Origin of the sequence: Rhodococcus sp. SB1D, from assembly GCF_048573875.1 — a bacterium.
Lineage (GTDB): Bacteria > Actinomycetota > Actinomycetes > Mycobacteriales > Mycobacteriaceae > Rhodococcus_F > Rhodococcus_F qingshengii.
In genome coordinates, this window is the sequence record NZ_JBMAIQ010000001.1 from 366,921 (window position 1) to 391,515 (window position 24,595).

Annotated in this window: 24 protein-coding genes and 1 pseudogene; 15 read left to right on the forward strand and 10 right to left on the reverse strand. The window is 63.1% G+C overall.

All coding sequences use genetic code 11. The annotated features are described in order from the left end of the window. Positions 1-8: 8 nt before the first annotated feature. Positions 9-833 carry an ammonia-dependent NAD(+) synthetase gene (gene nadE / locus ACN50D_RS01740; RefSeq protein WP_064075192.1) on the reverse strand — a complete coding sequence of 275 codons (825 nt, stop codon included), beginning with the start codon at positions 831-833 and terminating at the stop codon, positions 9-11. A gap of 68 nt (positions 834-901) precedes the next feature. Here nadE and ACN50D_RS01745 point away from each other — a divergent pair, with 68 nt between their 5' ends. Continuing rightward, positions 902-1,456 carry a nucleosidase gene (locus ACN50D_RS01745; protein WP_192712528.1) on the forward strand — a complete coding sequence of 185 codons (555 nt, stop codon included), beginning with the start codon at positions 902-904 and terminating at the stop codon, positions 1,454-1,456. Between the two features lie 19 nt (positions 1,457-1,475). Here ACN50D_RS01745 and ACN50D_RS01750 read toward each other — a convergent pair whose 3' ends face one another. Together ACN50D_RS01750 and ACN50D_RS01755 are read right to left on the reverse strand one after the other, a co-directional pair. Beyond that, positions 1,476-2,255 carry an META domain-containing protein gene (locus ACN50D_RS01750; protein ID WP_211920414.1) on the reverse strand — a complete coding sequence of 260 codons (780 nt, stop codon included), beginning with the start codon at positions 2,253-2,255 and terminating at the stop codon, positions 1,476-1,478. A gap of 35 nt (positions 2,256-2,290) precedes the next feature. Further along, positions 2,291-2,890, reverse strand: a complete 600-nt coding sequence (locus ACN50D_RS01755; RefSeq protein ID WP_192712526.1) for a TetR/AcrR family transcriptional regulator — start codon at positions 2,888-2,890, stop codon at positions 2,291-2,293. 106 nt (positions 2,891-2,996) lie between these two features. Between ACN50D_RS01755 and ACN50D_RS01760 the strand changes: the two genes are divergently transcribed. After that, positions 2,997-3,563 (forward strand): NAD(P)H-dependent oxidoreductase, encoded by a 567-nt coding sequence (locus ACN50D_RS01760; RefSeq protein WP_003944689.1) that lies wholly within the window; start codon positions 2,997-2,999, stop codon positions 3,561-3,563. Between the two features lie 70 nt (positions 3,564-3,633). Here the strand turns inward: ACN50D_RS01760 and ACN50D_RS01765 are convergent, their stop codons facing one another. Next, positions 3,634-4,461, reverse strand: a complete 828-nt coding sequence (locus tag ACN50D_RS01765) for a siderophore-interacting protein (protein ID WP_081557697.1) — start codon at positions 4,459-4,461, stop codon at positions 3,634-3,636. A gap of 291 nt (positions 4,462-4,752) precedes the next feature. Here ACN50D_RS01765 and nrdH point away from each other — a divergent pair, with 291 nt between their 5' ends. The 3 genes from nrdH (at position 4,753) to nrdE (ending at position 7,686) form a co-directional block, all read left to right on the forward strand. Further along, positions 4,753-4,983 carry a glutaredoxin-like protein NrdH gene (nrdH, locus tag ACN50D_RS01770; protein ID WP_003944717.1) on the forward strand — a complete coding sequence of 77 codons (231 nt, stop codon included), beginning with the start codon at positions 4,753-4,755 and terminating at the stop codon, positions 4,981-4,983. An 82-nt stretch (positions 4,984-5,065) separates the two neighbouring features. Next, positions 5,066-5,545, forward strand: a complete 480-nt coding sequence (gene nrdI / locus ACN50D_RS01775) for a class Ib ribonucleoside-diphosphate reductase assembly flavoprotein NrdI (protein WP_211920412.1) — start codon at positions 5,066-5,068, stop codon at positions 5,543-5,545. Beyond that, positions 5,503-7,686, forward strand: a complete 2,184-nt coding sequence (nrdE, locus tag ACN50D_RS01780; protein WP_003944756.1) for a class 1b ribonucleoside-diphosphate reductase subunit alpha — start codon at positions 5,503-5,505, stop codon at positions 7,684-7,686. The genes nrdI and nrdE overlap by 43 nt, the downstream gene beginning before the upstream one ends. A gap of 61 nt (positions 7,687-7,747) precedes the next feature. Here nrdE and ACN50D_RS01785 read toward each other — a convergent pair whose 3' ends face one another. After that, positions 7,748-7,960 carry a hypothetical protein gene (locus ACN50D_RS01785; RefSeq protein ID WP_003944723.1) on the reverse strand — a complete coding sequence of 71 codons (213 nt, stop codon included), beginning with the start codon at positions 7,958-7,960 and terminating at the stop codon, positions 7,748-7,750. Positions 7,961-7,972: 12 nt separating this feature from the next. Beyond that, positions 7,973-8,890: an SPFH domain-containing protein gene (locus ACN50D_RS01790; protein WP_211920410.1), complete on the reverse strand. Its 918-nt coding sequence runs from the start codon at positions 8,888-8,890 to the stop codon at positions 7,973-7,975. Between the two features lie 170 nt (positions 8,891-9,060). Here ACN50D_RS01790 and nrdF point away from each other — a divergent pair, with 170 nt between their 5' ends. Further along, positions 9,061-10,026 carry a class 1b ribonucleoside-diphosphate reductase subunit beta gene (gene nrdF, locus ACN50D_RS01795; RefSeq protein ID WP_003944744.1) on the forward strand — a complete coding sequence of 322 codons (966 nt, stop codon included), beginning with the start codon at positions 9,061-9,063 and terminating at the stop codon, positions 10,024-10,026. Between the two features lie 75 nt (positions 10,027-10,101). On the opposite strand, the gene ACN50D_RS01800 is transcribed toward nrdF, so the two are convergent. From ACN50D_RS01800 to ACN50D_RS01810, 3 genes are all read right to left on the reverse strand, one after another. Continuing rightward, positions 10,102-10,575, reverse strand: a complete 474-nt coding sequence (locus tag ACN50D_RS01800) for an NUDIX hydrolase (protein WP_073512987.1) — start codon at positions 10,573-10,575, stop codon at positions 10,102-10,104. Positions 10,576-10,641: 66 nt separating this feature from the next. After that, entirely contained in the window at positions 10,642-11,736 is a 1,095-nt protein-coding gene (locus tag ACN50D_RS01805; RefSeq protein WP_020969287.1) for an iron-siderophore ABC transporter substrate-binding protein, read from the reverse strand. A gap of 49 nt (positions 11,737-11,785) precedes the next feature. Continuing rightward, positions 11,786-12,781, reverse strand: coding sequence for an ABC transporter substrate-binding protein (locus ACN50D_RS01810; protein ID WP_030534954.1), 996 nt, complete (start codon positions 12,779-12,781; stop codon positions 11,786-11,788). Between the two features lie 350 nt (positions 12,782-13,131). Between ACN50D_RS01810 and ctaD the strand changes: the two genes are divergently transcribed. The 4 genes from ctaD to ACN50D_RS01830 all read left to right on the forward strand — a co-directional run bounded on the left by ctaD (position 13,132) and on the right by ACN50D_RS01830 (position 17,873). Further along, complete coding sequence (ctaD, locus tag ACN50D_RS01815) at positions 13,132-14,922, forward strand: cytochrome c oxidase subunit I (protein ID WP_020907234.1); 1,791 nt, start codon at positions 13,132-13,134, stop codon at positions 14,920-14,922. 116 nt (positions 14,923-15,038) lie between these two features. Then, positions 15,039-16,259 carry a phosphoserine phosphatase SerB gene (gene serB / locus ACN50D_RS01820; protein WP_003944761.1) on the forward strand — a complete coding sequence of 407 codons (1,221 nt, stop codon included), beginning with the start codon at positions 15,039-15,041 and terminating at the stop codon, positions 16,257-16,259. Further along, the gene (locus tag ACN50D_RS01825; RefSeq protein ID WP_063836273.1) at positions 16,256-17,041 is read left to right on the forward strand and encodes a peptidyl-tRNA hydrolase; all 786 of its coding nucleotides are present in this window, start codon (positions 16,256-16,258) and stop codon (positions 17,039-17,041) included. Before serB ends, ACN50D_RS01825 begins: the two co-directional genes overlap by 4 nt. A gap of 37 nt (positions 17,042-17,078) precedes the next feature. Continuing rightward, a complete protein-coding gene (locus ACN50D_RS01830) occupies positions 17,079-17,873 on the forward strand; it encodes a YczE/YyaS/YitT family protein (protein ID WP_249342735.1) in 795 nt (264 codons plus the stop codon). Here the strand turns inward: ACN50D_RS01830 and glgX are convergent. Then, positions 17,786-19,828: pseudogene (gene glgX / locus ACN50D_RS01835) on the reverse strand (glycogen debranching protein GlgX); the annotation flags it as partial. The gene ACN50D_RS01830 and the pseudogene glgX sit on opposite strands and share 88 nt — an antisense overlap. Before the next feature lie 51 nt (positions 19,829-19,879). Between glgX and ACN50D_RS01840 the strand changes: the two are divergent. The 5 genes from ACN50D_RS01840 to ACN50D_RS01860 are packed head-to-tail and all read left to right on the forward strand — an operon-like array spanning position 19,880 to position 24,595. Further along, complete coding sequence (locus ACN50D_RS01840; RefSeq protein ID WP_003944728.1) at positions 19,880-20,701, forward strand: ABC transporter ATP-binding protein; 822 nt, start codon at positions 19,880-19,882, stop codon at positions 20,699-20,701. 56 nt (positions 20,702-20,757) lie between these two features. Continuing rightward, on the forward strand, positions 20,758-21,576 hold the full coding sequence (locus ACN50D_RS01845) for an NUDIX hydrolase (protein ID WP_003944751.1): 819 nt from the start codon (positions 20,758-20,760) through the stop codon (positions 21,574-21,576). Between the two features lie 10 nt (positions 21,577-21,586). Continuing rightward, a complete protein-coding gene (locus tag ACN50D_RS01850; RefSeq protein WP_003944701.1) occupies positions 21,587-22,366 on the forward strand; it encodes an enoyl-CoA hydratase/isomerase family protein in 780 nt (259 codons plus the stop codon). A gap of 53 nt (positions 22,367-22,419) precedes the next feature. Continuing rightward, a complete protein-coding gene (locus ACN50D_RS01855; RefSeq protein ID WP_003944733.1) occupies positions 22,420-23,436 on the forward strand; it encodes a class I SAM-dependent methyltransferase in 1,017 nt (338 codons plus the stop codon). Between the two features lies 1 nt (position 23,437). Then, positions 23,438-24,595, forward strand: a complete 1,158-nt coding sequence (locus ACN50D_RS01860) for a THUMP-like domain-containing protein (protein WP_007729420.1) — start codon at positions 23,438-23,440, stop codon at positions 24,593-24,595.

The following is a 24,595-nucleotide window of genomic DNA, read 5'->3' on the forward strand; positions in this document are numbered from 1 at the left end:
GGTAGGAGTTACTTCCACCAGTCATCGAGGGGTGTGACCGGCACCGTGCGCTTGTGACGAGTGTTGGTGAACATCTTCTCGAGCTTCTCGGCTACCTCGGAGGAAACGTCCTTTCCTTCGAGGTAGTCGTCTATCTGTGAGTACGTGACGCCGAGGGCAACTTCGTCGGGTAGCGCGGGTCGGTCGTCCTCGAGGTCGGCGGTCGGCACCTTGCGCCACGTGCTCTCGGGTGCGCCCAATTCCTGCAGCAATGCGGCGCCCTGGCGTTTGCTCAAGCCGGTGAGCGGCGTGATGTCGACACCGCCGTCACCGAATTTCGTGAAGAAGCCGGTAATCGCTTCTGCGGCGTGGTCGGTACCGATCACGAGGTAGCCGAGCTGACCGGCAATCGCATACTGGATGACCATTCGTTCGCGCGCCTTGATGTTGCCGCGGACGAAGTCGCGCAGTTCGCCGTTTCCCAGCGCCTCGGAGGCCTCACGGGCTGTCGCGTCGGCGCCAGGCTTGACGTTGACCGTGAGAGAGCGGTCCGGCTTGATGAAGCCGAGCGCGATCTGAGCGTCGGATTCGTCGGCCTGCGCGCCGTAGGGGAGTCGAACGGCGACGAACTCGGCCTCGAGGCCCTCTTCGCGAAGTTCCGTGACCGCGCGTTGGGCGAGGGCTCCGGCGAGCGTGCTGTCCTGACCGCCGCTGATTCCCAGAACGAACCCTTTGGCGGGGGTCGAGCGCACGTAGTCCTTCAGGAACTGGACTCGCGCGCGAACCTCCGCTGCGGCGTCGATTGTCGGCTTTGTGCCGAGTTCTTCGATGATGCTTTCACGCAGTGTGGCCATGAATGGACTCTAGCGATGTGAGCAGGTGCGTGCAGTGCCACCGTATCCGGGGCGGTACGGTCGCGCACATGAGTGCGAACAACGTTCTGGTGGTCAGTGCGACGAAGTCGGAAGCGGCATACGTGCCGCAAGGATACGAACTGCTGGTCACGGGGATTGGAAAGGTCAGTGCTGCAACAGCAGTCGCCTCTGCTCTCGCGCGGTACGAGCGGGATGATCTGCCGCTGGTCGTCAACATCGGGACAGCCGGTGCGCTGCACGCGCACCACGGCGGCCTCTATGTTCCCGGCGTCGTCATCAATCACGACATCAGCAGCACCGCGATCCGAGCGCTGGGGCACGACGTCGCGGACCGTTTGGTGCTCGCCGGCGGTGACGACTCGGTGTTGGCGACCGGCGACGCATTCATCGCCGACGCTGCAACCCGGGACGCCCTTGCGCAGCGAGCCGATCTGGTCGACATGGAGGGATTTGCCATCGCATTCGCCGCGCAGGCTGCGGGTGCTACCTGCCGACTCGTCAAACACGTCAGCGATCACGCGGACGACTCGGCCTTGGACTGGCCCGCGATGATCGATGCCAGCGCCCGCGAGTTGGGGCGCTGGCTGCTCGACAACGTCTGATCGAGCCTGCAGCGTCTGGTCAAGCCTGCGCAGTCAGTATCAATCCGGTGTCGTCGGGCTTGCGCAGGGTCAGCGTGTCGGCGTCGACGGTGTAACTCACTTCGCCGTCGAGCACCGCCAGGATCTGGCGCTCGATGTCCATGTTCTCCTCGGGGCAAGCCATACGCGTGGTTGCCATCGGCGTGAACGTGACTGTGGTGTCGGACGTCTGGGCGCTTCCGGTCATGCGATTGCATCCGGTGCTCCCGCTGACCGAACCGTCTGCGGCAATCGTCAGTTCGGGAGCTGACGTCTCCAGAGCCAGGCTCGTACTGATCGCATCGGGACTGATGAGGGACGTGACAGTCCACGTCGTGCCCTGCAGCGGTCGATCCGGCGTGACAATTTTCTTGTCCTGCAGGGTGACTGTGGCGTCCTTCGATGTCAGGACGAGGGTGTCGCCGTCGAGGCTCCACGCCGGCGCAGCGGTCAGCAATGTTGTTGTCCAGGAGTCGGACTCGGCGATGCCGGGAGGGCAGCCCATCATGGTCGACGCCATGGTGCCGGTGGTCAGCTTGCCGTCGGTGAACTCGACCGAACCGTTTGCCGTGTTGCATCCGGCGCTCGCGGACACTCGACCGGCCTGGCTGAAGTCGAGAGTCAGCGGGCCGCCGCCGGGAATTGGTGTTCCATCCACGGAGGTCGAGATGAACACACGACCGGAGGGATCCGTCTTGTCCTCGGGGGAGTCGGACGAAGCGGAGCAACCGCTTACCGCGGCGATGGTCAGGAAGCCGATGACGGCAGCAGCGATGCGCATGGGCTCACATTAAGCGGTGGGACGAATCGGGGGAGTCAACATCGAGTAACGCGCCGGGCAAGGTCTTCCCAGCCGGCGGCCAGACGCTCGGTGGTCATCCCGAGATCGCGCACCTGATGAAGGACGAGCGACGCTTCGAGCGGTGCCAACAGTGCTGAAGCGAGCAGCTCGAGGTCGCCCTCGACGTCGGCTCCTCGAAGAAGCCCGATGACGTGAGCGATGCCGAGAGCCCGGGCCGGACCGCCGAAGCGGTATTCAGGAGCGTTTTCCGCTGCTCGGAGGACTTCGCCCTGTACTTCCACCATGGCAATCCGGGCTCGTCCGAACGCGATGAGGCGCTCGATCGGCGGCGCGCCCGGACCCAACGGTGGGGGGCCGAACATGAATGCCTGCTGCAGTTCTCGCTCGGTGTGATCGAGCAAAGCCTGCATCAGTCCCGATCGATTGCCGAAGCGCCGAAAAACTGTGCCCTTGCCCACACCGGCCCGGCACGCGACAGCATCCATCGTCACCGCGTCGACACCTCGCTCGGCAACGAGGAGGGCTGCGGCGTCGAGCAGAAGTACGCGGTTACGTGCTGCGTCACCGCGCTCGACCGGCGCGGCGCCGATCTGGGGGAGGGGGATTGCGCTCACGGGATCAGGTTACAGGGCCGGGGAATGTAAGTGGACCGCGGTCCGTTTAGTTGATATAACTTTCAACCGGAGCCACCAACCGCACCACTCTCGAAGGAAACTCGCTATGTCACAGACCAATGTTCTCGTTCTCGTCGGCAGCCTGCGCGCCGGATCCGTCAACCGCCAGCTTGCCGAGACGGCTGTGTCCGCCGCGCCCGAGGGTGCAACGCTGACGGTCTTCGAAGGCCTCGCCGACGTCCCCTTCTACAACGAAGACATCGACGTCGAGGGTGCTTCCATTCCCGCTGTCGACGCACTGCGCGCCGCTGCGAGCGACGCTGACGCGTTCCTGCTCGTCACCCCCGAATACAACGGCACCATCCCCGCAGTTCTGAAGAACGCCATCGACTGGATCTCGCGTCCGTACGGTGTCGGTGCAGTCAAGGACAAGGCTGTCGCAGTCATCAGCGCTTCGCCCAGTGGCAACGGCGCCAAGTGGGCACACGAAGACACCACCAAGGCAGTCCGCATCGCCGGCGGCAAGGTCGTCGAGGACACCGCACTGAGCATCGGTGGAACCGGCGCACTGTTCGGTGAGCTGCACCCGCGTGAGAACGCAGAGGTGCTCGCTCAGGTCTCCAAGGTCGTCTCCGACCTCGTCGACGCCGGCAAGCAGCTCGTCAACGCGTAATCCGTTTCACGAGTGAGGGCCATGCCGGAAGGTATGGCCCTCACTCGTATGCGAGTCACGCCCATATGCGCTAAAGCCCTTCGCGTTCCATCGCGTCGTCGACGGCGTCGCGAACCGACTCGAAATCCTTGCCGGCCATCATCGCTTCGCCCATCGCGGCGTCGATACGGTCGGCGACGACGGCGTACCGACGCTCCCAGTTCTCCTTGTCCTCCCGCCAGTAACCCATCACGTGCATGCGGGGTGCCGGGATTTCCCATGTTCGACGCAGATGGGCGCGGATGCGTCTGGCGGTCGCGGCCTCGACTGCACACCAGATGTAGCCCTCGCCGGGAGGCAGGGCAGCGCCGGCCAATTCGGCGAGCAGCGAGTCCGATTCCTCGATCCATCGGTAGTGAGCGTCGGCGCGCGTCGTGAACGTCTGCTGTTCGCTCGGCGCGGGTACCTGCGCGATGACGTGGATCGGTAGACCGTCGGGTGCTTCTTCGAGAATTCGCCCGATCGCGGGCAGAGCGGCGTGATCGGCGACCATCAGCAGCCAGTCGCAACCTGCCGGCGGCGTGAACCACCCGCTCGCCGTCGAGAGGTGAACGGTCTCGCCCGGTTGCGCAGTCGCGGCCCAGAGTGCCGCGCCGCCGTGGCCGTGGAGAACGAAGTCGATCTCCAGCTCGTTCTTCGACGGCTGCCAGCGCCGGACCGTGTAACTGCGGGCGTGAGGGGGAATGAGAGGGAATCTGACGAGCACCCGTTCGTCCGGGCTACCACTCGTCTCGAAGTCGCTCAGGCCCTCCCCACCGAAGGTGATTCTGCGCATCAACGGTGTCACCTGCTGTGTTCTCGTCACGGTTGCCTGGTGGCGTGGAGCCTCGTCCTTCGGGGGTGTTTCCACGACGCTCATGGTAGGTCCGTGGCGCGGCTCCGAGAGGCCGGCGAGCAAAAAAATAAACTGTGACGCGCGACACGCCGACGCGCCGGGAAATGAAGGCGCTGAACAGGGGCGACCTGGGAATTCCAACGATGTGACTCACAACATCTCGCGTTATGTGTTTCTGTCGGCCACTAGGTGTAGTGTCTTGAGCACTGAGAGACCACAACGCGGAACGCTTCGAGCGAGACTCCGGCAATCGGTCGTATCGGTGCTGAACATCACTACATCGGCCTTTGTTGGCTAAGCGAAAGAGGGACTCTCATGAGCATCACCGTCTACACCAAGCCCGCTTGCGTTCAGTGCAATGCCACCTACCGCGCCCTGGACAAGGCCGGTCTCGAATACAACGTCATCGACATCACCGAGGATGCCGAAGCCCGCGACTACGTCATGGCTCTCGGGTACCTCCAGGCACCCATCGTGGTTGCCGGTGAAGATCACTGGTCGGGCTTCCGTCCCGATCGCATCAAGACCCTGACCGTCGCTGCTTGAAGCGCCGCAGTGTCGGCGGTGGACACCTCCGCCGACACATCTGAGTAGTTCCGGGCACCGTACAAGAAAATGGTGACAACCGATGACTTCGCTGGTCTACTTTTCCAGCGTGTCGGAGAACACCCACCGATTCGTTCAACGTCTCGGCCTGCCTGCGACACGTATACCTATCCATGACCGTGACGGCTCATTTCGTGTAGACGAGCCCTATGTGCTGATTCTGCCCACCTATGGTGGCGGGGTCACCGTGACAGGGCGCGACTCCAGTTATGTACCGAAGCCGGTCATTCGTTTTTTGAACAATCCACACAACAGGTCGTTGATCAGAGCAGTGATCGCGGCGGGAAACACCAATTTCGGTGAGTCCTTTTGCTATGCAGGAAACATCATTTCCCAGAAATGCCACGTTCCTTTTCTGTACCGGTTCGAACTCATGGGCACTGCCGAGGACGTCGACCGGGTACGAGAAGGCTTGGGGGAGTTCTGGAATCATTTCGAAACAGAGAAGGAGCACGGGCAGTGGCGCCAACCATCACTGACACGATCGCGGCAGGAAGCGTAGAGCGTGATGCGCGCGGCGGCGATTCCACCAACGGTCTCGACTACCACGCACTCAACGCCATGCTCAACCTGTACGGCGCCAACGGTGAGATCCAGTTCGAGATGGATGTCGCTGCAGCCCGTCAGTACTTCTTGCAGCACGTCAACCAGAACACCGTGTTCTTCCACAACCTCGACGAGAAGCTGGACTACCTCGTCGAGGAAAACTATTACGAGCCCGAGGTTCTCGATCAGTACTCACGTACTTTCGTGAAGTTCCTGATCGATCACGCGTACGCCAAGAAGTTCCGCTTCCCGACGTTCCTGGGTGCATTCAAGTACTACACCTCCTACACGCTCAAGACCTTCGACGGTAAGCGCTACCTCGAGCGTTTCGAAGATCGTGTCTGCATGGTTGCGCTCACCCTGGCCGCAGGCAACGAAGACCTGGCCGTCGAACTCGTCGACGAGATCATCGCCGGACGCTTCCAGCCCGCCACCCCGACGTTCCTGAACTCGGGCAAGAAGCAGCGCGGTGAGCCCGTGTCCTGCTTCCTGCTTCGTATCGAAGACAACATGGAGTCCATCGGTCGCTCCATCAACTCGGCACTGCAGCTGTCCAAGCGCGGTGGCGGAGTTGCCTTGCTGCTCACCAACGTTCGTGAGCACGGCGCCCCGATCAAGAAGATCGAGAACCAGAGTTCGGGTGTCATCCCGATCATGAAGCTTCTCGAGGACTCGTTCTCCTACGCCAACCAGTTGGGTGCGCGTCAGGGCGCCGGTGCTGTGTACCTGCATGCGCACCACCCCGACATCTACCGGTTCCTCGACACCAAGCGTGAGAACGCCGACGAGAAGATCCGTATCAAGACGCTCTCACTCGGCGTCGTGATCCCGGACATCACGTTCGAACTGGCGAAGAAGAACGAGGACATGTACTTGTTCTCGCCGTACGACGTCGAGCGCATCTACGGAGTTCCGTTCTCCGACATCAACGTCTCCGAGAAGTACTACGAGATGGTCGACGACAAGCGAATTCGCAAGTCCAAGATCAAAGCTCGCGAGTTCTTCCAGACCGTCGCCGAATTGCAGTTCGAATCGGGCTACCCCTACATCATGTTCGAGGACACGGTGAACCGGGCAAACCCGATCGAGGGCAAGATCACGCACTCGAACCTGTGCTCGGAGATCCTGCAGGTTTCGACGCCTTCACTGTTCAACGACGACCTGTCCTACTCGAAGGTCGGCAAGGACATCTCCTGCAACCTGGGTTCGCTGAACATCGCGAAGACCATGGACTCGCCCGACTTCGCCAAGACCATCGAAGTGTCGATCCGCGGATTGACGGCGGTGTCCGACCAGACGCACATCTACTCGGTGCCGTCGATCGAGCAGGGCAACAACGACTCTCACGCCATCGGCCTCGGTCAGATGAACCTGCACGGATACCTCGCTCGTGAGCGGATCTTCTACGGCAGCGAAGAAGGCATCGACTTCACGAACATCTACTTCTACACCGTGCTGTTCCACGCACTGCGTGCGTCGAACAAGATCGCCATCGAGCGCGGCTCGTACTTCAAGGGTTTCCCGGAGTCGAAGTACGCCTCGGGTGAATTCTTCGACAAGTACACCGATCAGGCTTGGGAGCCGGCAACCGACAAGGTTCGCGGACTCTTCGCCGATGCGAAGCTGCACATCCCCACTCAGGACGACTGGCGTGAGCTGAAGGCTTCGGTTCAGAAGCACGGTATCTACAACCAGAACCTTCAGGCCGTCCCGCCGACCGGCTCGATCTCGTACATCAACTACTCCACCAGCTCCATCCACCCGGTGGCGTCGAAGATCGAGATCCGCAAGGAAGGCAAGATCGGCCGCGTCTACTACCCGGCGCCCTACCTGACCAACGACAACCTGGAGTACTACCAGGATGCCTACGAAATCGGGTACGAGAAGATCGTCGACACCTATGCTGCCGCAACGCAACACGTCGACCAGGGCCTGTCGCTGACGCTGTTCTTCAAGGACACCGCAACCACTCGCGACATCAACAAGGCGCAGATCTATGCGTGGCGTAAGGGCATCAAGACGCTGTACTACATCCGTCTGCGTCAGATGGCACTCGAAGGCACCGAGGTCGAGGGCTGCGTTTCCTGCATGCTGTAAAGGGCTCCGCCCCCGTGCGCCTTTTCGGTAGTGGTTACTACCAAAAAGGCGCACAGGGGTATCAGGCCGGCGGGCGGCCGGGACCGTGCATCTTGCCGGCGTTCTTCGGCATTCGACCGTGCTCGGTGAGTGCGCGCCGAAGGAGAAACTCGATCTGGGCGTTGGTACTTCGGAGATCGTCGGCGGCCCAGCGGGCGAGGGCGTCGTGTACCGCTGGGTCCAACCGAAGAAGGATCTTCTTACGCTCGGATCGCGGAGCTGGATCCGTGGCCATGTGGCCTTTCCTTTACTGGTAGAGCGAACCGGTGTTGAGCACCGGTTGTGCGTCGCGGTCGCCGCACAGCACGACCAGAAGGTTACTGATCATCGTGGCCTTGCGTTCCTCGTCGAGTTCGACGACGTGCTTTTCCTCGAGCTGCTTGAGTGCCATGTCGACCATGGACACCGCGCCTTCGACGATTTGCTTGCGGGCGGCTATCACAGCACCCGCTTGCTGGCGCCGAAGCATCGCGCTGGCGATCTCCGGTGCATACGAGAGCCTGTTGATGCGTGTCTCGATAACTTCGACACCCGCCGCACGCACGCGGGCGTGAACCTCCTCCGACAAGGTGGTGGTGATGATATCGGCGTTCTCGCGCAACGAGACTCGGCCTTCGGCGTCGTACGGGTAGCTACCGGCGATATGGCGGACGGCCGCCTCGGTCTGTACGGAGACGAACTCCTCGTAATCGTCCACCTGGAACGAGGCGAGCGCTGTGTCGGCCACCTGCCAGACGACCACCGCCGAGATCTCGATGGGATTGCCGTCGGCGTCGTTCACTTTCGCCTGACCGGTCTCGTGGTTTCGGATACGCGTCGAGATCGATCGACGGACCGTCAGCGGATTTGTCCATCGCAGGCCCGGCGTGCGCAGGGTGCCGCTGTACGAGCTTCCGAGAAGTTGCAGAACTCGGGCTTGATTAGGTTGCACCAAGGTCAGGCCCATCAGGAGGGGGAGTGACGCGATGAACAGCACCACTCCGACCGGAATCAGGGCGAAGAGTCCCAGAACTCCGCCAACGACGGACAGCGCGATTCCGGCCAGGAAGAGAAGGACGCCGCCGAGGAGCATCCAGCTGCCGGACAGGTCCCAGCCTGGGTGTTCGGCGATCGTTGTGGTGGCGACACCGGTCGGTTTCTCGGCCACGGTGGGTGTGCTGGTCATGCGAGACTCGCTTTCCATCGGTAAGTGATATTTAATTGATATCACATTTTTTGTACTCGTGGAGGGGCGCGTGCGACACATGTTGTTGTGTTGGCATCGCGAACCCGGCACAACGGGTAGTGTTCAGGCAAGCCAACATTCGGCAGTATCTCTCTCGCTAGGTAGGAATTATGGTCAAGCTGGTCAGTCGCGTTTCCGCCATCAACTGGAATCGCGTCCAGGACGAGAAGGACGCCGAGGTATGGGATCGCCTCGTCAGCAACTTCTGGCTGCCCGAAAAGGTGCCGGTCTCCAACGACATCCCTTCCTGGGGAACGCTGACCGCGCAGGAGCAGCAGCTCACCATGCGCGTCTTCACGGGCCTGACGCTGCTCGACACCATCCAGGGAACGGTCGGCGCCGTCAGCCTCATCCCGGACGCGATCACTCCCCACGAAGAAGCGGTGTACACCAACATCGCCTTCATGGAATCGGTGCACGCGAAGAGTTACAGCTCGATCTTCTCGACGCTGTGCTCCACCCCCGACATCGACGACGCGTTCCGCTGGTCGGAGGAGAACCCCAACCTGCAGCGCAAGGCGCAGATCGTTCTCGACTACTACAACGGCGAGTCGCCGCTCAAGCGCAAGGTCGCATCGACGCTCCTCGAGAGCTTCCTCTTCTACTCCGGCTTCTACCTGCCGATGTACTGGTCCTCGCGAGCCAAGCTCACCAACACCGCAGACCTCATCCGCCTCATCATCCGCGACGAGGCCGTGCACGGGTACTACATCGGCTACAAGTACCAGAAGGGCCTCGAACAGCTCACCGAGGCCGAGCGTGAAGAGCTCAAGAACTACACGTTCGAGTTGCTCTTCGAGCTCTACGAGAACGAGGTCGACTACACCCAGGACCTCTACGACGGCGTCGGTCTGACCGAGGATGTCAAGAAGTTCCTGCGCTACAACGCCAACAAGGCGCTCAACAATCTCGGCTACGAAGGCCTCTTCCCGAAGGACGAGACGGACGTCAATCCGGCTATCCTGTCGGCACTTTCACCGAATGCGGACGAGAATCACGACTTCTTCTCCGGCTCGGGTAGCTCCTACGTCATCGGCAAAGCCGTCAACACCGAAGACGACGACTGGGATTTCTAGAGCGACCCTGCACCCAACGAAGCCCGACTCCTGCACACGCGGGAATCGGGCTTCGGTCGTCGATAGGGGAGTTGGTCAGCGCTGAAACCACGCTTCCGGCTTGTCCAGCAACGCTTTTGCGAGGCGCAGACGCGAGGTTTCCGTCATGTCCGAAGGCAGTGCGCTCGGCGCGAACCACGCGACCTCGAGGTTTTCGTCGTCCGCCACGTGTGCATCTCCGCCGGTCCACCTGGCCAGGAAGCAGACGTCGAGGTACTGAGTCACGTCACCATTGGGGTACGTAATGGGTTCTGTGACATCGACACTCGTGATCCGAATCAATTCGGCGTCGACGCCGGTTTCTTCCTTCGCCTCCCGCACCGCCGCCGCCGACGGTTCCTCTCCGGGCTCGAGAACGCCGGACACGACGGCCCACTGACCGTTGTCGGCGCGGCGGGTGAGCAGGACCCGGCCGTCGTCGTCGCGGATCACGACGCTCACGCCGGACAGCCAGAGCGGCGCATGACCGACCTTCTCGCGCAAAGCGACAATGAATTCCGGGATCGGCATGATCAGAACCCGACCGTCACAGTTGTGGCGAGCCGCCTCGAATGTGGGAGTAGTGGTTCGTTCCGGTCAGCTCGCATATCCGTTCAAGGTTCCCTTCAAGTCCGCCAATACGGCACGGGCGGCAGTCATCCCGTTTCCGTTCCAGATTTCGTCTTCAGCGACGAACACACGCCGGTCGGTGGCGGCGGCGAGGTCCTGCCACTGGTCGCTCTTCATGATCTCGGTGCCGTAGGTACGGCCGTTCGGCCCGTCGAAGAGTACGTAGATCAAGTCACCTTCGGCGGCGCTGAGATCGTCGGCCGGAATCGGTGCCGTGGTCGCATCGGTCAATCGCTGCGCCGGTGGGCGCCGGACGCCGACGTCGCTGAGGATCTGTCCGGCGAAGGATGCAGGGCCCTCGATCTGCAGGTCCTTCGAACCGAACCGAACCACTGATGCCTGCGTCTGCGATGCATTCAATGCGTCGCCGAGCTGCACGACGTCCTGCTGGTAGCGGTCGAGCTCCGTCGCAGCCGCGGACGAACGGCCCAGTGCCTGGCCGGCGAGGGCGAACTGCGCTTTCCAGTACACGGGATCCGAGCCCGCGAACACGGTGGGGGCGATGGCGTCGAGTTGCCCGTACAAGCCGTCGGACGCCGGACTGGACCCGAGGATCAAGTCCGGCGCGGCGGCCTTCACGGCGTTGACGTCAGGTGCGCTCACGGGGCCGACACTCGGAATCTCCGAGATGCCGAAACCCAGGTACGACGGTTGAGGTGAGTCGACACCGGTCGCGGCGCCCACTACCCGCTCCCACAGGCCGAGGGCGCACACGGCGTCCATCGAGACGCTGTCGAGGACCACGATCCGTTGGGGATCGGAAGGAACCTCGGTTTCACCCGCAGTGTGTACGACTCGACGCTTCACCCCGGGGCCCGCTCCCGGGTCGGCTTGCGTCGGCGTCGGGCACGCGGTGGCGGTGTCGCGTTCGATGCCCATCACGCCGGCACCGGCGATCGACGTAGTGGTCCGGACGATGGTGCTCGCGGGATCGTCCGACGAGTCGGACGAGCAACCACCGAGGACGAGCATCGTGGCGGCGATCCCCAGGATCGAGACACGACGAATGGACGTGCGGGCGGTCGTGCGTGAGAGAACAGACGTGCGTGAGAGAACAGACAAGTCGACGGCTTCCTGTGTGAGCGGGCGCCGTTCAGGTTAGCTGTTCGACTCAGCTGTTCTGCTTGTCCACCTCGAACGTGTCCGAGAGGTCGTCGAGGATCATGTGCGCGCCCTGGATGCTGACCGGCGACATCCACCGTGAATCGTCCACGTCCACCTTGCGTCCTCGAAGGGTCTGCCACAGCGGGCTCTCGAGGAATGGCTTCGCAGCTTCGGCGCTCTTGCCCTCGGCGTCCTGCCAGGTGCTGATGAAGATGACGTCCGCGTCGGCTTCGTTGATCAGCTCGGGGCTGATCTTCATCATGATGTTGCCGGCATCGGCGGGGTCGGGTCCCTGGTTGTCCGGGCGCTTCAGCCCGGCATCCTGAAGAACGATGCCGCTGAACGAGGTAGTGCGGTAGAGGCGTGCGGTCGGTTCACCGGCGAACCGGACTACCGAGATGACCGGGTTGTTCGCCTTCTCGTTGATTTCCTTGCCGACGGCAGCCGCGCGAGTTTCGTATTCGGAGATTTTCGCCTCGGCCAGCGATTCCTTGCCCAGCGCTTGACCGACTACGCGGATGTTGTCCTTCCACGTCGGACCGGTTGTCTGGGTGAAGACGGTGGGCGCGATTGCGGAGAGCTGCTCGTAGTTCTTCCCGTCGCGGACCTCGGCGGAGATGATGAGGTCCGGTTGCAGTGCGGCGATCTTCTCGAGGCTTGCGCTGCTGACCGTGCCGACCGAGACGGCGTCCGGGGCGAATTCCTCCCGGGAGGATCCGAGGTAGTCGGGCAGACCGGGCTCGCGGTAGTCGACGTAGCCGACGAGCGGGGATTCGAGGAGAAGGACGGCGTCGGTGAAGCTGTTGTCGAGCGCGACGATCCGCTGGGGTGCGGCCGGGATTTCGGTGCTTCCGCGGAAGTGCTCGACGGTACGGGGAAATGCGCCCGACTCGGTCGAGATGGTGGTTGCAGCGGGCTCGTCGTTACTCGAGCACGCTGGAACGACCAAGGCGATCGAAGCTGCGACCGCTACCAGCGCGGCCCGGCGGGGAAAGAATTTCACTGATTGGCTCCTGAGATGAGTTAGGCGAGGGTGACCTTATCAGTGGAGAGGTTGGCCGAAAACGGACACCGACCGAATTCTTCGACGCGCACGACACGCCGATTCGGAAGTGGGTTCGGACTCCCGGGGGAACATAAACCGCAGGTCGTTCGTTCGGTGCCGTGAAAAACGGATGCTCGAGTACGACGCAGAGTAGGACCGGGTCGCGGTGCCTCGGAGTCACGGTCTACGATTCGATGAGCGCAAGCCAGAAGCCGTTGTCCGCAGCCCGGGCGACGGACCCTGCGGGCGCAACCAAGGGCTCTTTGACGGAGTCTGCGGAGCGACCAAAGGCACATTCAGGAGGATCAGTGACTGCCGTAGCGCCCCAGCCAGTCCCCACGATAGCGCCGGCCAGGCCTTACCCGCCGCGGCAGGGACCCAAGGGCTCATTCATTTTCAAGATGATCACGACCACCGATCCCAAGGTGCTCGGAATCATGTACTTGGCGACTTCCATCGCCTTCTTCCTCATCGGTGGCCTCATGGCACTGATGATGCGTGCCGAACTTGCTGTACCCGGCATGCAGTTCCTTTCCAACGAACAGTTCAACCAGCTGTTCACCATGCACGGCACGATCATGCTGCTGCTGTACGCGACCCCGATCGTCTTCGGCTTCGCGAACTACATTCTTCCGCTCCAGATCGGTGCACCCGACGTCGCGTTCCCGCGCCTGAACGCGTTCAGCTACTGGCTGTACCTGTTCGGTGCGATCATCACGACGGCCGGATTCGTCACGCCCGGTGGCGCAGCAGACTTCGGTTGGACGGCATACACGCCGCTGACCAGCGCGCTGCACAGCCCCGGCGTCGGCGCCGACCTGTGGGTCCTGGGTCTGGCCGTCGCCGGCCTCGGCACCATCCTCGGTGGCGTCAACATGGTCACCACCGTGATCTGCCTGCGCGCACCCGGTATGACCATGTTCCGCATGCCGATCTTCACCTGGAACATCTTCATCACCAGCATCCTGATCCTGCTGGCGTTCCCGCTGCTGACCGCTGCATTCATGGGCTTGTTCGTCGACCGCCATCTCGGTGGGCACATCTTCGACCCGGCAACGGGCGGTGTGCTCCTGTGGCAGCACCTGTTCTGGTTCTTCGGTCACCCCGAGGTGTACATCATCGCGCTGCCGTTCTTCGGCATCGTCTCGGAGATCTTCCCGGTCTTCAGCCGTAAGCCGATCTTCGGCTACAGCGGCCTGGTGTACGCAACGTTGGCCATCGCCGCTCTGTCGATCGCTGTGTGGGCCCACCACATGTACGCAACCGGCGCTGTTCTCCTGCCGTACTTCTCGTTCATGACGTTCCTGATCGCCGTGCCGACAGGTGTGAAGATCTTCAACTGGATCGGCACGATGTGGAAGGGACAGTTGACCTTCGAATCGCCGATGCTGTTCTCGATCGGCTTCCTGATCACCTTCCTCTTCGGTGGTCTGTCGGGTGTCATCCTCGCGAGCCCGCCGCTCGACTTCCACGTCACCGACAGCTACTTCGTCGTCGCCCACTTCCACTACGTGGTCTTCGGCACGGTCGTGTTCGCCACGTACGCCGGTATCTACTTCTGGTTCCCGAAGATGACCGGTCGCATGATGGACGAGCGCCTCGGCAAGTGGCACTTCTGGACCACGTTCGTCGGTTTCCACGGCACGTTCCTCGTTCAGCACTGGCTCGGTGCCGAAGGTATGCCGCGTCGTTACGCCGACTACCTGCCCTCGGACGGGTTCACGGTTCTGAACTCGGTGTCCACGATCTTTGCCTTCGTACTCGGTGCCTCGACGCTTCCGTTCATCTGGAACGTCTTCAAGAGCTACCGCTACGGCGAGGTGGTCACCGTCGACGATCCGTGGGGTTACGGAAACTCGCTGGAGTGGGCAACCACCTGCCCGCCGCCGCGTCACAACTTCACCGAGTTGCCGCGCATCCGTAGCGAGCGTCCGGCGTTCGAGCTGCACTACCCGCACATGGTGGAGCGGATGCGCGCGGAAGCGCACGTCGGCCCCGGCCACGGCGGGAAGAACGCCAGCACCGTGCTCGAAGATGCTCGTCACGAGCCGCTCACGGTCGGGGACGAAGGCGACCCCGGAACCGACAGCCGCTCCTGAGCGAAGTAACACACTGAAGTAATCAGCGAAGGCCCCGCCCGAGTAACGGGTGGGGCCTTTCGCTTGGCACAATAGTGACGATCAAGACGCGAACGAAGAAACGATCGGAGTTTTCGGTGGGTGCCTCTGACACCACTGTTCTGGTGACTGTGACCGGGCCGGACCGCCCTGGCGTCACCTCGGTACTGTTCGCGGCGCTGTCGCGGCACGATGTGCGTCTACTCGACGTGGAGCAGGTGGTGATTCGAGGTCGACTGACACTCGGTGTCATGGTTGCCTGCCCGAACGATCCCGAAGCGCTTCAGGAAGAACTCGAACAGGCGATGGCGACGGTCGGAATGAACGTCGACATCGAAATCGGTGCCGATCCCGGACGGCCCGCGGTGTCCACCCACGCGGTCGTTGTTCTCGGTAGCCCGGTCAATGCTCGCGCAATGCGATCGGTTGCACGCGAACTCGCGAAGCAGGGCGCAAACATCGATTCCATCCGTGGTGTCGCCGACTATCCGGTCACCGGCCTCGAACTCAGCGTCAGCGCGGCCGATACGGCCGACGGCGACGCGAAGCTGCGCACCGGACTCGCCGAGGTCGCCGCTCTCGAAAACGTCGACATCGCGGTCGAGCGCGCAGGTCTCGCTCGCCGGGCCAAGCGTCTGATCGTGTTCGACGTGGACTCGACGCTCGTCCAGGGCGAGGTCATCGAGATGCTCGCCGCGAAGGCCGGCGTCGAGGACGAGGTCCGCGCCGTCACCGAAGCTGCGATGCGCGGCGAGATCGACTTCACCGAATCACTGCACCAGCGTGTGGCGACACTCGCCGGTCTCGACGCCTCCGTCATCGACGAGGTGGCAGAGAGCATCGAACTGACGCCGGGTGCGCGAACCACGATTCGCACCCTGCGCCGTCTCGGATTCCACTGCGGCGTGGTGTCGGGTGGCTTCCGGCAGGTCATCGAAGGCCTCGCACACGAACTCGAACTGGACTTCGTGCACGCCAACACCCTCGAAATCGTCGACGGCAAGCTGACCGGACGTGTGATCGGTGAAATCGTCGACCGCGCCGCGAAGGCCGTTGCGCTGCGCAAGTTCGCCGATCAGGTCGGTGTGCCGATGGAACAGACCGTCGCCGTCGGTGACGGTGCCAACGACATCGACATGCTCAACGCCGCGGGCCTGGGCGTGGCGTTCAACGCCAAGCCTGCGTTGCGGGAGGTCGCAGATGCTGCGTTGTCGCATCCCTTCCTCGACGCTGTGCTGTTCATTCTCGGTGTGACCCGCGACGAGGTCGAGGCTGCGGACGCCGTCGACGGTGGCGTGCGACGCGTACCGATTCCATGAGTTCCGATCCAGCATTCAGTTCCGATCCAGCTGTGATGTCCGGCCCCGATTCGCGCTGGCGCGAGCGCCACGCGGTGCTGGCTGCTGGGTACGGAGGGCGAGACGATCCCGCGGATCCGGCGCTGGTGTTGGCGATGCCGATCGTTCTGCACATTCCGAAGGCAGACCCGCCCAAGCGCACCGCACTGCTCGAGGCTGCGGCAACGGCGGCTGTGGCGCTGTGTCTGGACGAACGCGTCGGGTTCACCGAAGACGGGGAACCCGGCCCCTGGCACGAGGACTATTCGGCGTGGGTGGGTGCCCGGATTCGGAAGGTGTCTCGTCGAGCGCGAGGAGCGCAGTGGCTCGCCGCGCAGGAGGTACCGGGAATCACCGTCGATGTGGATGGCGCGCAGGCGCGGGCTCTGGTTCCCGGGCCGGTCGGAGAACTGGACCCGCGAATCAAGAAGTTGCAGATCGGTGGGACCGATCTCGAGCACGACGAGCCTGGCCCGCCGGAGCCTGGTCTTCCGGTGCTGTGGATCGACTCGGCGCTCGAGATGACGGTTGGCAAGGCGTCGGCACAGGTCGGGCATGCCTCGATGTTGTTGGCGGCGGCCATGTCCGAGAAACAGTGCTGGGCCTGGGCGCAGAACGACTTTCGCTGCTCGGTGCGCGACGCGAGCCCGGAACAGTGGGCCGAAGCAGTAGTTCGGCTGAAGAAGTCGGAGGCCGTCGCGGTTCGTGACGCTGGTTTCACGGAAGTGGCACCAGGCTCCATGACAGTCATCGCGGTTCCGTAGAGACGCAACCGACCAGTCCAGTATCGGCAAATTGGCTATGGATGAACAGTCCAGTGGCCTTCAAGATGGTCGGGTGTTGATACGGAGATTCGCCTCGCTGTTCGTTGGTCTGTGGTTGTACGGCTTCTCGATGGCCATGATGATCACAGCCGGTCTTGGTCTGGATCCCTGGGATGTGTTCCATCAGGGCGTGGCCGAGCATGTTTCGCTCAGTTTCGGCGTGATCACTGCGATTACCGGTGCGGTGGTACTGCTGCTCTGGATTCCGATCCGTCAGCGGCCGGGATTCGGAACGGTCGCCAATGTCGTTGTAATTGCCATCTCGGTGGATACCTCACTGGCCTTCTTGCCGGTCTTTGATTCCATGCCAGTTCGAGCCATGATCATGGTCGCGGGAATCCTCCTCAACGGACTGGCCAGCGTTCTCTACATCGGCGCGGGCATGGGGCCGGGCCCCCGCGACGGATTGATGACCGGACTGGTCGCTCGCACAGGTCTGTCGGTCAGGCTCGTGCGTACCAGCATCGAGATCGCGGTCCTCACGACCGGATGGCTCCTCGGTGGAACCGTCGGCGTCGGAACAGTGTTGTACGCCTTCGGGATCGGACCGACCATTCAATTCCTCATCAAGGTGCTGCCGGATTCCATGACAGCAGCGGTGACCGGAGGACGTGTCACGGAACGTAAGGCCAAGACCGTGGGGCCGGTCAGCGAAATCTCGGTGCCGACGGGAACTTCGGCCGTGGAGGCAGGTTCTCCGGTGGGTGACGCCGAATCGAACGATGCAGTCAAGGTGCCGTCGAACCAAGCCGGAGTGCCGACGGTGACCTGAACCGGTCCACCGGAATGCAGGATCAGGAGCCAACTGTCGTCACCGAGTGGGCGCCCGGTTCGAGTGTGAGACCGAACGTCGGCTCCGTCGATCCAGGCCTGCAGCGTTCGGTGACTCTCGTCGTACCATGCGGTGTCGTCGAATTCGACGCCGGCAGCGTCGAACCAGACGAGGTCCGGGTGCTCCAGTCTTCTTCTGCCTTCGAAGAATTCGGGCTGACGCAACGCCGGTGCCGTTCGGCGTAATCCGAACGCTCGGGAGACGAACTGCACCAACGACTGATCGGCCGCCGTCCAGTCCAGGGCCCACGAATCGGCTGGGGAGGCAAGTGTGGGAACACAATACGCGTTGTTGTTTCCGCCGAGACTGTGGCCGAACTCGTCTCCGGCGGTGAGCATCGGTGTGCCTGTCGACAGCACGAGCGTGGCCAGTAGCGCCCGTACATGACGTGCTCTGGCGTCCTGAATCTCGGGATCGGTGCTCGGGCCTTCGATTCCGTGGTTGAACGAATCGTTGTGATCGGCGCCGTCACGATTGTCTTCACCGTTGGCTTCGTTGTGCTTGTGGTTGTACGCGACCAGATCGGCGGCGGTGAACCCGTCGTGCGCTGTGACGAAGTTGATCGACGCCCAGGGGCGACGGCCGCTGCCGGCAAAGATGTCCTCGGAACCGGCGAGGCGCGACGCGACCTTCCGGACGCTGGAGCCGCCGTTCCAGAACTGGCGAATGGTGCTGCGGTACTTGTCGTTCCATTCCGACCATTGGAGTCCGAAGTTTCCGACCTGGTAACCGTCGGCAGTGGCATCCCACGGTTCGGCGATGAGCTTGCACCGAGTCAGTACCGGATCGGAGGAGATGGCGGACAGGATGGACGCCCGCTGGTCGAAGCCGCCGCCGCGCGGCCTACCCAACGCGCTCGCAAGATCGAATCGGAAGCCGTCGACACCCATTTCGGTGGCCCAGTAACGAAGGCTGTCGGTGATCATGCGGACGGCGATGGGGGAGCAGGCGTCGACCGTGTTGCCGCACCCGGTCAGGTCGATGTCGCGGCCGTCGCCGTCGAGAAGGTAATAGCCGGGGCCGTCCAAACCTCGCCAGCTGACACTGATTCCGTCGACACTCTGCTCGCAGGTGTGGTTGTAGACGACGTCGAGGACGACCTCGATGCCTGCCGCGTGTAGTGCGTCGACCATGATCCGGAACTCGGTGACTTCGCCGCCCGGAGTTGCCGCGTATCCGGGATGCGGGGCGAAGTACGACGCCGTCGAGTATCCCCAGTGGTTGCGCATCCCTCGCTCGCGGACGCTCTGTTCGGTCAGAAACGCCTGTACGGGAAGCAGTTCCACGGCAGTGACGCCGAGTGAGACGAGGTGATCGATCACGGCCGGTGCCGTCAGGCCGAGGTACGTTCCGCGGTGGGCGGCGGGTACTCCTGGATGACTGGCGGTGTACGCGCCCACATGCAGTTCGTAGATGACGCTTTCCTCCCACGGCGTCTCGAGGCGGGCTCCGGCGGGCGCGAGGCCGGGAGTCACCACGGACAGCGGCACGTGGCCGAGCGAGTCGACCGTCGACGGGTCGCCGAAGGGATCGTCGGCGTACGACAGGAGGGCACGGTGATCACCGAGATCCCCCTCGATGCGGCGCGCCCACGGATCGACGAGCAGCTTGTGTGGATTAAGTCTCAGCCCGGCGCGCGGATTCCACGGGCCGGACGCCCGAATTCCGTAACGCTGCCCCGCACCGATCCCGGAGATGATTCCGTGCCAGATTCCGTACGTGTGTTGCCGAAGTTCGACGCGATCTTCGTTTCCGTCCTGGTCGATCAGGCAGATGTGGACGCTCGACGCGGCCGGGGCGTGGACCGCGAACTGGGTTCCGGAGTCCACGATGTTGGCGCCGAGTGGGAACGGAGACCCGGGCGTCGGGGGGTGAGTTTCGATGAGAGGCGACACGCAAGATGATCCTGCCGTGAACGGCCGGAGAATGTGCGGGAAGATGTTCGGGTGCCGCTACCTGATCCAGATCTGCTCATCGATTTCGACAACGTACTCATCCGTCGGGGAGGGTCCACTCTCGTGGGGCCCGTCACCTGGAAAGTGGAGCTGGACGAGCGATGGGTGGTGCTCGGACCCAACGGTGCCGGCAAGACCTCGCTGCTGCGCATCGCGGCCGGTGAGACTTTCCCGACCAGTGGTTCTGCCCACCTCCTTGGCGAAGTGCTCGGCAAGGTCGACGTCAACGAGTTGCGCCCGCGAATCGGTTTGTCCTCGTCGTCGTTGGCGAACCGCGTGCCCGGCGACGAGAAGGTCAGCGACCTCGTCGTGTCGGCGGGCTACGCCGTTCTCGGTCGGTGGCGCGAGGAGTACGAATCCATGGACACCTCGCGCGCTGTGGAGATGCTCGAAAGCCTCGGCGCCGAGCACCTGGCGGATCGGACGTACGGGACGCTTTCCGAAGGCGAGCGCAAGCGCGTCCTCATCGCGCGAGCCTTGATGACCGATCCCGAACTTCTTCTCCTGGACGAGCCCGCCGCCGGGCTCGATCTCGGTGGACGTGAGGAACTTGTGGCAAGACTCGCCGAACTGGCTGCCGATCCGGACGCCCCGGCTACCGTTCTGATCACCCATCACGTCGAGGAAATCCCGCCGGGATTCACCCACGCACTCCTTCTCAAGGAAGGGGAGGTCGTCTCTCAGGGCCTTCTGGACGACGTCATCACCGCCGAAAATCTGAGCGCGGCATTCAGCCAGTCCATCAGCCTCGACAAGGCGGACGGCCGATACTTCGCGCGCCGCGCGAGACCGTCCGGAGCTCATCGCGCGTGAGCTTCAGTGGGACCTGAAATGCGGCCCAGATCACAGATCGCGTAGGTTCGCGAAGCATGGCTAACGAGAATGCAAACGCTGTCCCCGAGCCCAAGGATGCGTCGACCGTCATCTTGGTGCGCGATGCCGAATCCGGTATCGAGATCTTCCTGCTTCAACGAGTACAGGGGATGGCGTTTGCCGGGGGCATGACGGTATTCCCCGGCGGCGGCGTCGACAAGTCCGATGCGACGGCCGAGGTCGAGTGGGCCGGACCGTCGGTCGAGTGGTGGGCCGAGCGGTTCAGCACGGATGTTGCTCGGGCGAAGGCTCTCGTCTTGGCTGCGGTGCGGGAAACTTTCGAGGAGTGCGGTGTCCTGCTGGCCGGCCCCACGGCTGACACGGTCGTCGCGGACACGGCCGGCTATGCACAGGACCGAGTAGCTCTCGAAAAGCACGAGCTGTCGTTCAGCGATTTCCTGAAGAAGGAGAACCTGGTCCTGCGCACGGATCTGCTGCGGCCGTGGGCGAACTGGATCACGCCGGTGGGCGAGACCCGCCGCTACGACACGCGCTTCTTCGTCGCAGCGTCACCGACCGGACAGATCGCGGACGGGGTCACCTCCGAGGCCGCCGAGGTGCGTTGGCAGAGCCCGCAGGACGCGCTCGCGCATTGGCGGGAGGGTGGCAGCATCCTGTTGCCGCCGACGTGGAGTCAGCTGACCGAATTGGCCAAGTTCAGTTCGGTGGCGGAGATACTCGCAGCCGAGCCGGAGATTCCCGTCATCCTGCCTACGTTGATCACCGACGAGGAAACGCTGCGCGTCGAGTTCCCGAACCAGGACGGTTACTACGTCGCCGGGCCGCATCCGTGGTCGGTCAAGGCGGCAAAGTAACCTCTCGACCATGGCTGAATTTGTGACTCTCGAGGTTTCCGAAGGCATCGGCACCATCCGTCTGGCGCGTCCGCCCATGAACGCTCTGAACCGTCAGGTTCAGGACGAGTTGGCTGCTGCCGCACACGCTGCGACCGTCGACAAGGCAGTCAAGGCCGTCATCGTCTACGGCGGCGAGAAAGTCTTCGCAGCCGGTGCCGACGTCAAGGAAATGGCCGAGATGGATTACGGCCAGATCCGTGACGCGATCGGCGGCATGCAGGCCGGACTCGGTGCCGTGGCGTCCATCCCGAAGCCGACCGTTGCCGCGATCACCGGATACGCACTCGGCGGTGGACTCGAAGTTGCACTCTCGGCCGATCGCCGGATCGTCGGAGACAATGCCAAGCTCGGAGTTCCGGAGATTCTGCTCGGAATCATTCCCGGTGGCGGCGGAACGCAGCGTCTGGCTCGTCTGATCGGTCCGGCCAAGGCCAAGGATCTGGTCTTCACCGGCCGTTTCGTCGGGGCTGACGAGGCGTTGGCCATCGGTTTGGTCGACGAGGTCGTCGCTCCCGACGACGTGTACACCGCGGCCCGGACATGGGCCTCGCAGTTCGTCGGGGGAGCGTCACGTGCGTTGGCTGCTGCCAAGGCAGCCATCGACGAGGGTCTGAACACCGACCTGGAATCCGGGCTCAAGATCGAGCAGCATCTGTTCGCCGGATTGTTCGCGACCAAGGATCAGGCGATCGGCATGGAGTCGTTCATCGCGAACGGTCCGGGCAAGGCCGAGTTCACGGGCGAGTAGGCTCCCCTAAACTAGAACTTGTTCATCTCTTACCAGCGAGTAGGATAGCCGCCATGACAGCCAGCCCGAATGACGACGCAACCGTCACGCCGCCCGCCGCTACCGACACCTCGGTAGTCGACCCCGCGCCGCGGCCGCACGCCACGGCCGAAGAGGTCGAGGCCGCTCGTAAGGACACCAAGCTCGCCCAGGTGCTCTACCACGACTGGGAAGCCGAAACCTACGACGACAAGTGGTCCATCTCGTACGACGAGCGCTGCATCGACTATGCACGTGGTCGTTTCGACGCCGTCGCGGGCGATCAGCCGCTCCCGTACGAGCGCGCGCTCGAACTCGGTTGCGGCACCGGATTCTTCCTCCTGAACCTGATGCAGGGTGGAGTCGCCAAGACCGGTTCGGTCACCGACCTCTCGCCCGGTATGGTCAAGGTCGCACTGCGCAATGCCGAAAGCCTCGGCCTTCCGGTCGACGGCCGTGTTGCCGATGCCGAGACCATTCCGTACGAGGACAACACCTTCGACCTGGTGGTCGGCCACGCCGTGCTGCACCACATTCCGGACGTCGAGAAGTCGCTCCGTGAGGTCCTTCGTGTCCTCAAGCCCGGCGGACGTTTCGTCTTCGCCGGTGAGCCCACCACTGTCGGCAACTTCTACGCCCGCTGGCTCGGCCGCGCGACGTGGGAAGCAACCACACGCGTGACCAAGCTGCCGTTCCTCGCAGACTGGCGTCGTCCGCAAGAGGAACTCGACGAGTCTTCTCGTGCAGCAGCTCTCGAAGCTGTCGTCGACATCCACACGTTCGACCCCACCGACCTCGAGAACATGGCGAAGTCTGCGGGCGCCGATCAGGTCCACGCTGCCACCGAGGAATTCGCCGCGGCGCTTCTCGGCTGGCCTGTCCGTACCTTCGAAGCGGCTGTTCCGCCGGAGAAGCTCGGTTGGGGCTGGGGGCGTTTCGCTTTCGGTGGTTGGAAGACGCTCAGCTGGGTCGACGAGAAGGTGCTCCGCCACGTCGTTCCTCGCGGATTCTTCTACAACGTCATGATCACCGGCGTGAAGCCCGGCAACTGAATTGGGTTATGACTTCACCCTCGGCGACGTCGACTATCTCGGAAGTGATTCCGGCGTAGCTGCCTTGGCCGAGGTGGATCAGCTCGAACTGTCCACGCGTACGCGTCTGGCCGACATCGGCCGGACGCGTACGCGTTTCGGTGATCACATGCCTGCGCTCGTGGACACCGTCCTGCTTCGACGCAAGGCCGTTACGAAACTGCCCGGCAGTGATCAGTGGTTGTTCACGGACGACGCGATGCAGCAGGCCACTCCCGGTGTTGTGGCGGCGCACCGCGCGCAGCGTCTGATCGGGCGCGACGTCCACGACGTGACGTGCTCCATCGGCGCCGAACTGCATGCCTTGACCGGAGTTGCGCATCGCGTGATCGGCAGCGACATCGATTCCGTTCGCCTGGCGATGGCACAGCGCAATGTGCCGAGCGCAGCGTTGCTGCGGGCCGACGCGCTCCGCCCGACGACACGCGACACCGTCGTACTGGCAGACCCCGCACGGCGATCGGGCGGTCGCCGCACTCACGATCCGGCAGCGTTGATGCCACCTCTACCGGACCTCATAGAGGCGTACTCCGGCCGTGATCTCGCGGTGAAGTGTGCTCCCGGACTCGATTTCGACAATCTGGGCTGGGACGGGGAAGTCGAGGTCGTCTCGCTCGACGGCGGCGTCAAGGAAGCCTGCCTGTGGTCGACGGGACTGGCCGAGTCCGGCGTCACGCGCCGAGCTTCGGTGCTTCGCTCCGACGGGAGCGGGTGGGCGATCACCGACGCCGAGGACGACGTGATTCCGGAGCAAGCGCCGGGGGAGTGGATCATCGACCCGGACGGAGCGGTAGTGCGCGCGGGCCTCGTGCGCCACTACGCGGCCAGACACGGCCTCTGGCAGCTCGATCCACGCATCGCTTATCTGACCGGTGACAGCGTCCCTGAGGGAGTTCGCGGATTCCGGATCCTCGAGCAGATCAAGTACTCCGAGAAACTGCTCAAACAGACACTGTCCAAGCGGGACTGCGGTGTGGCCGAAATCCTGGTGCGAGGAGTCGACGTGGACCCGGCAGTGCTGCGTCCACGGCTCAAGCTCAAGGGCTCGCTTGCGCTGAGCGTCGTGATCGTACGGATCGGGCGATCGGCGTCGGCCTTCATCTGTGAGGCATCCCGCTAG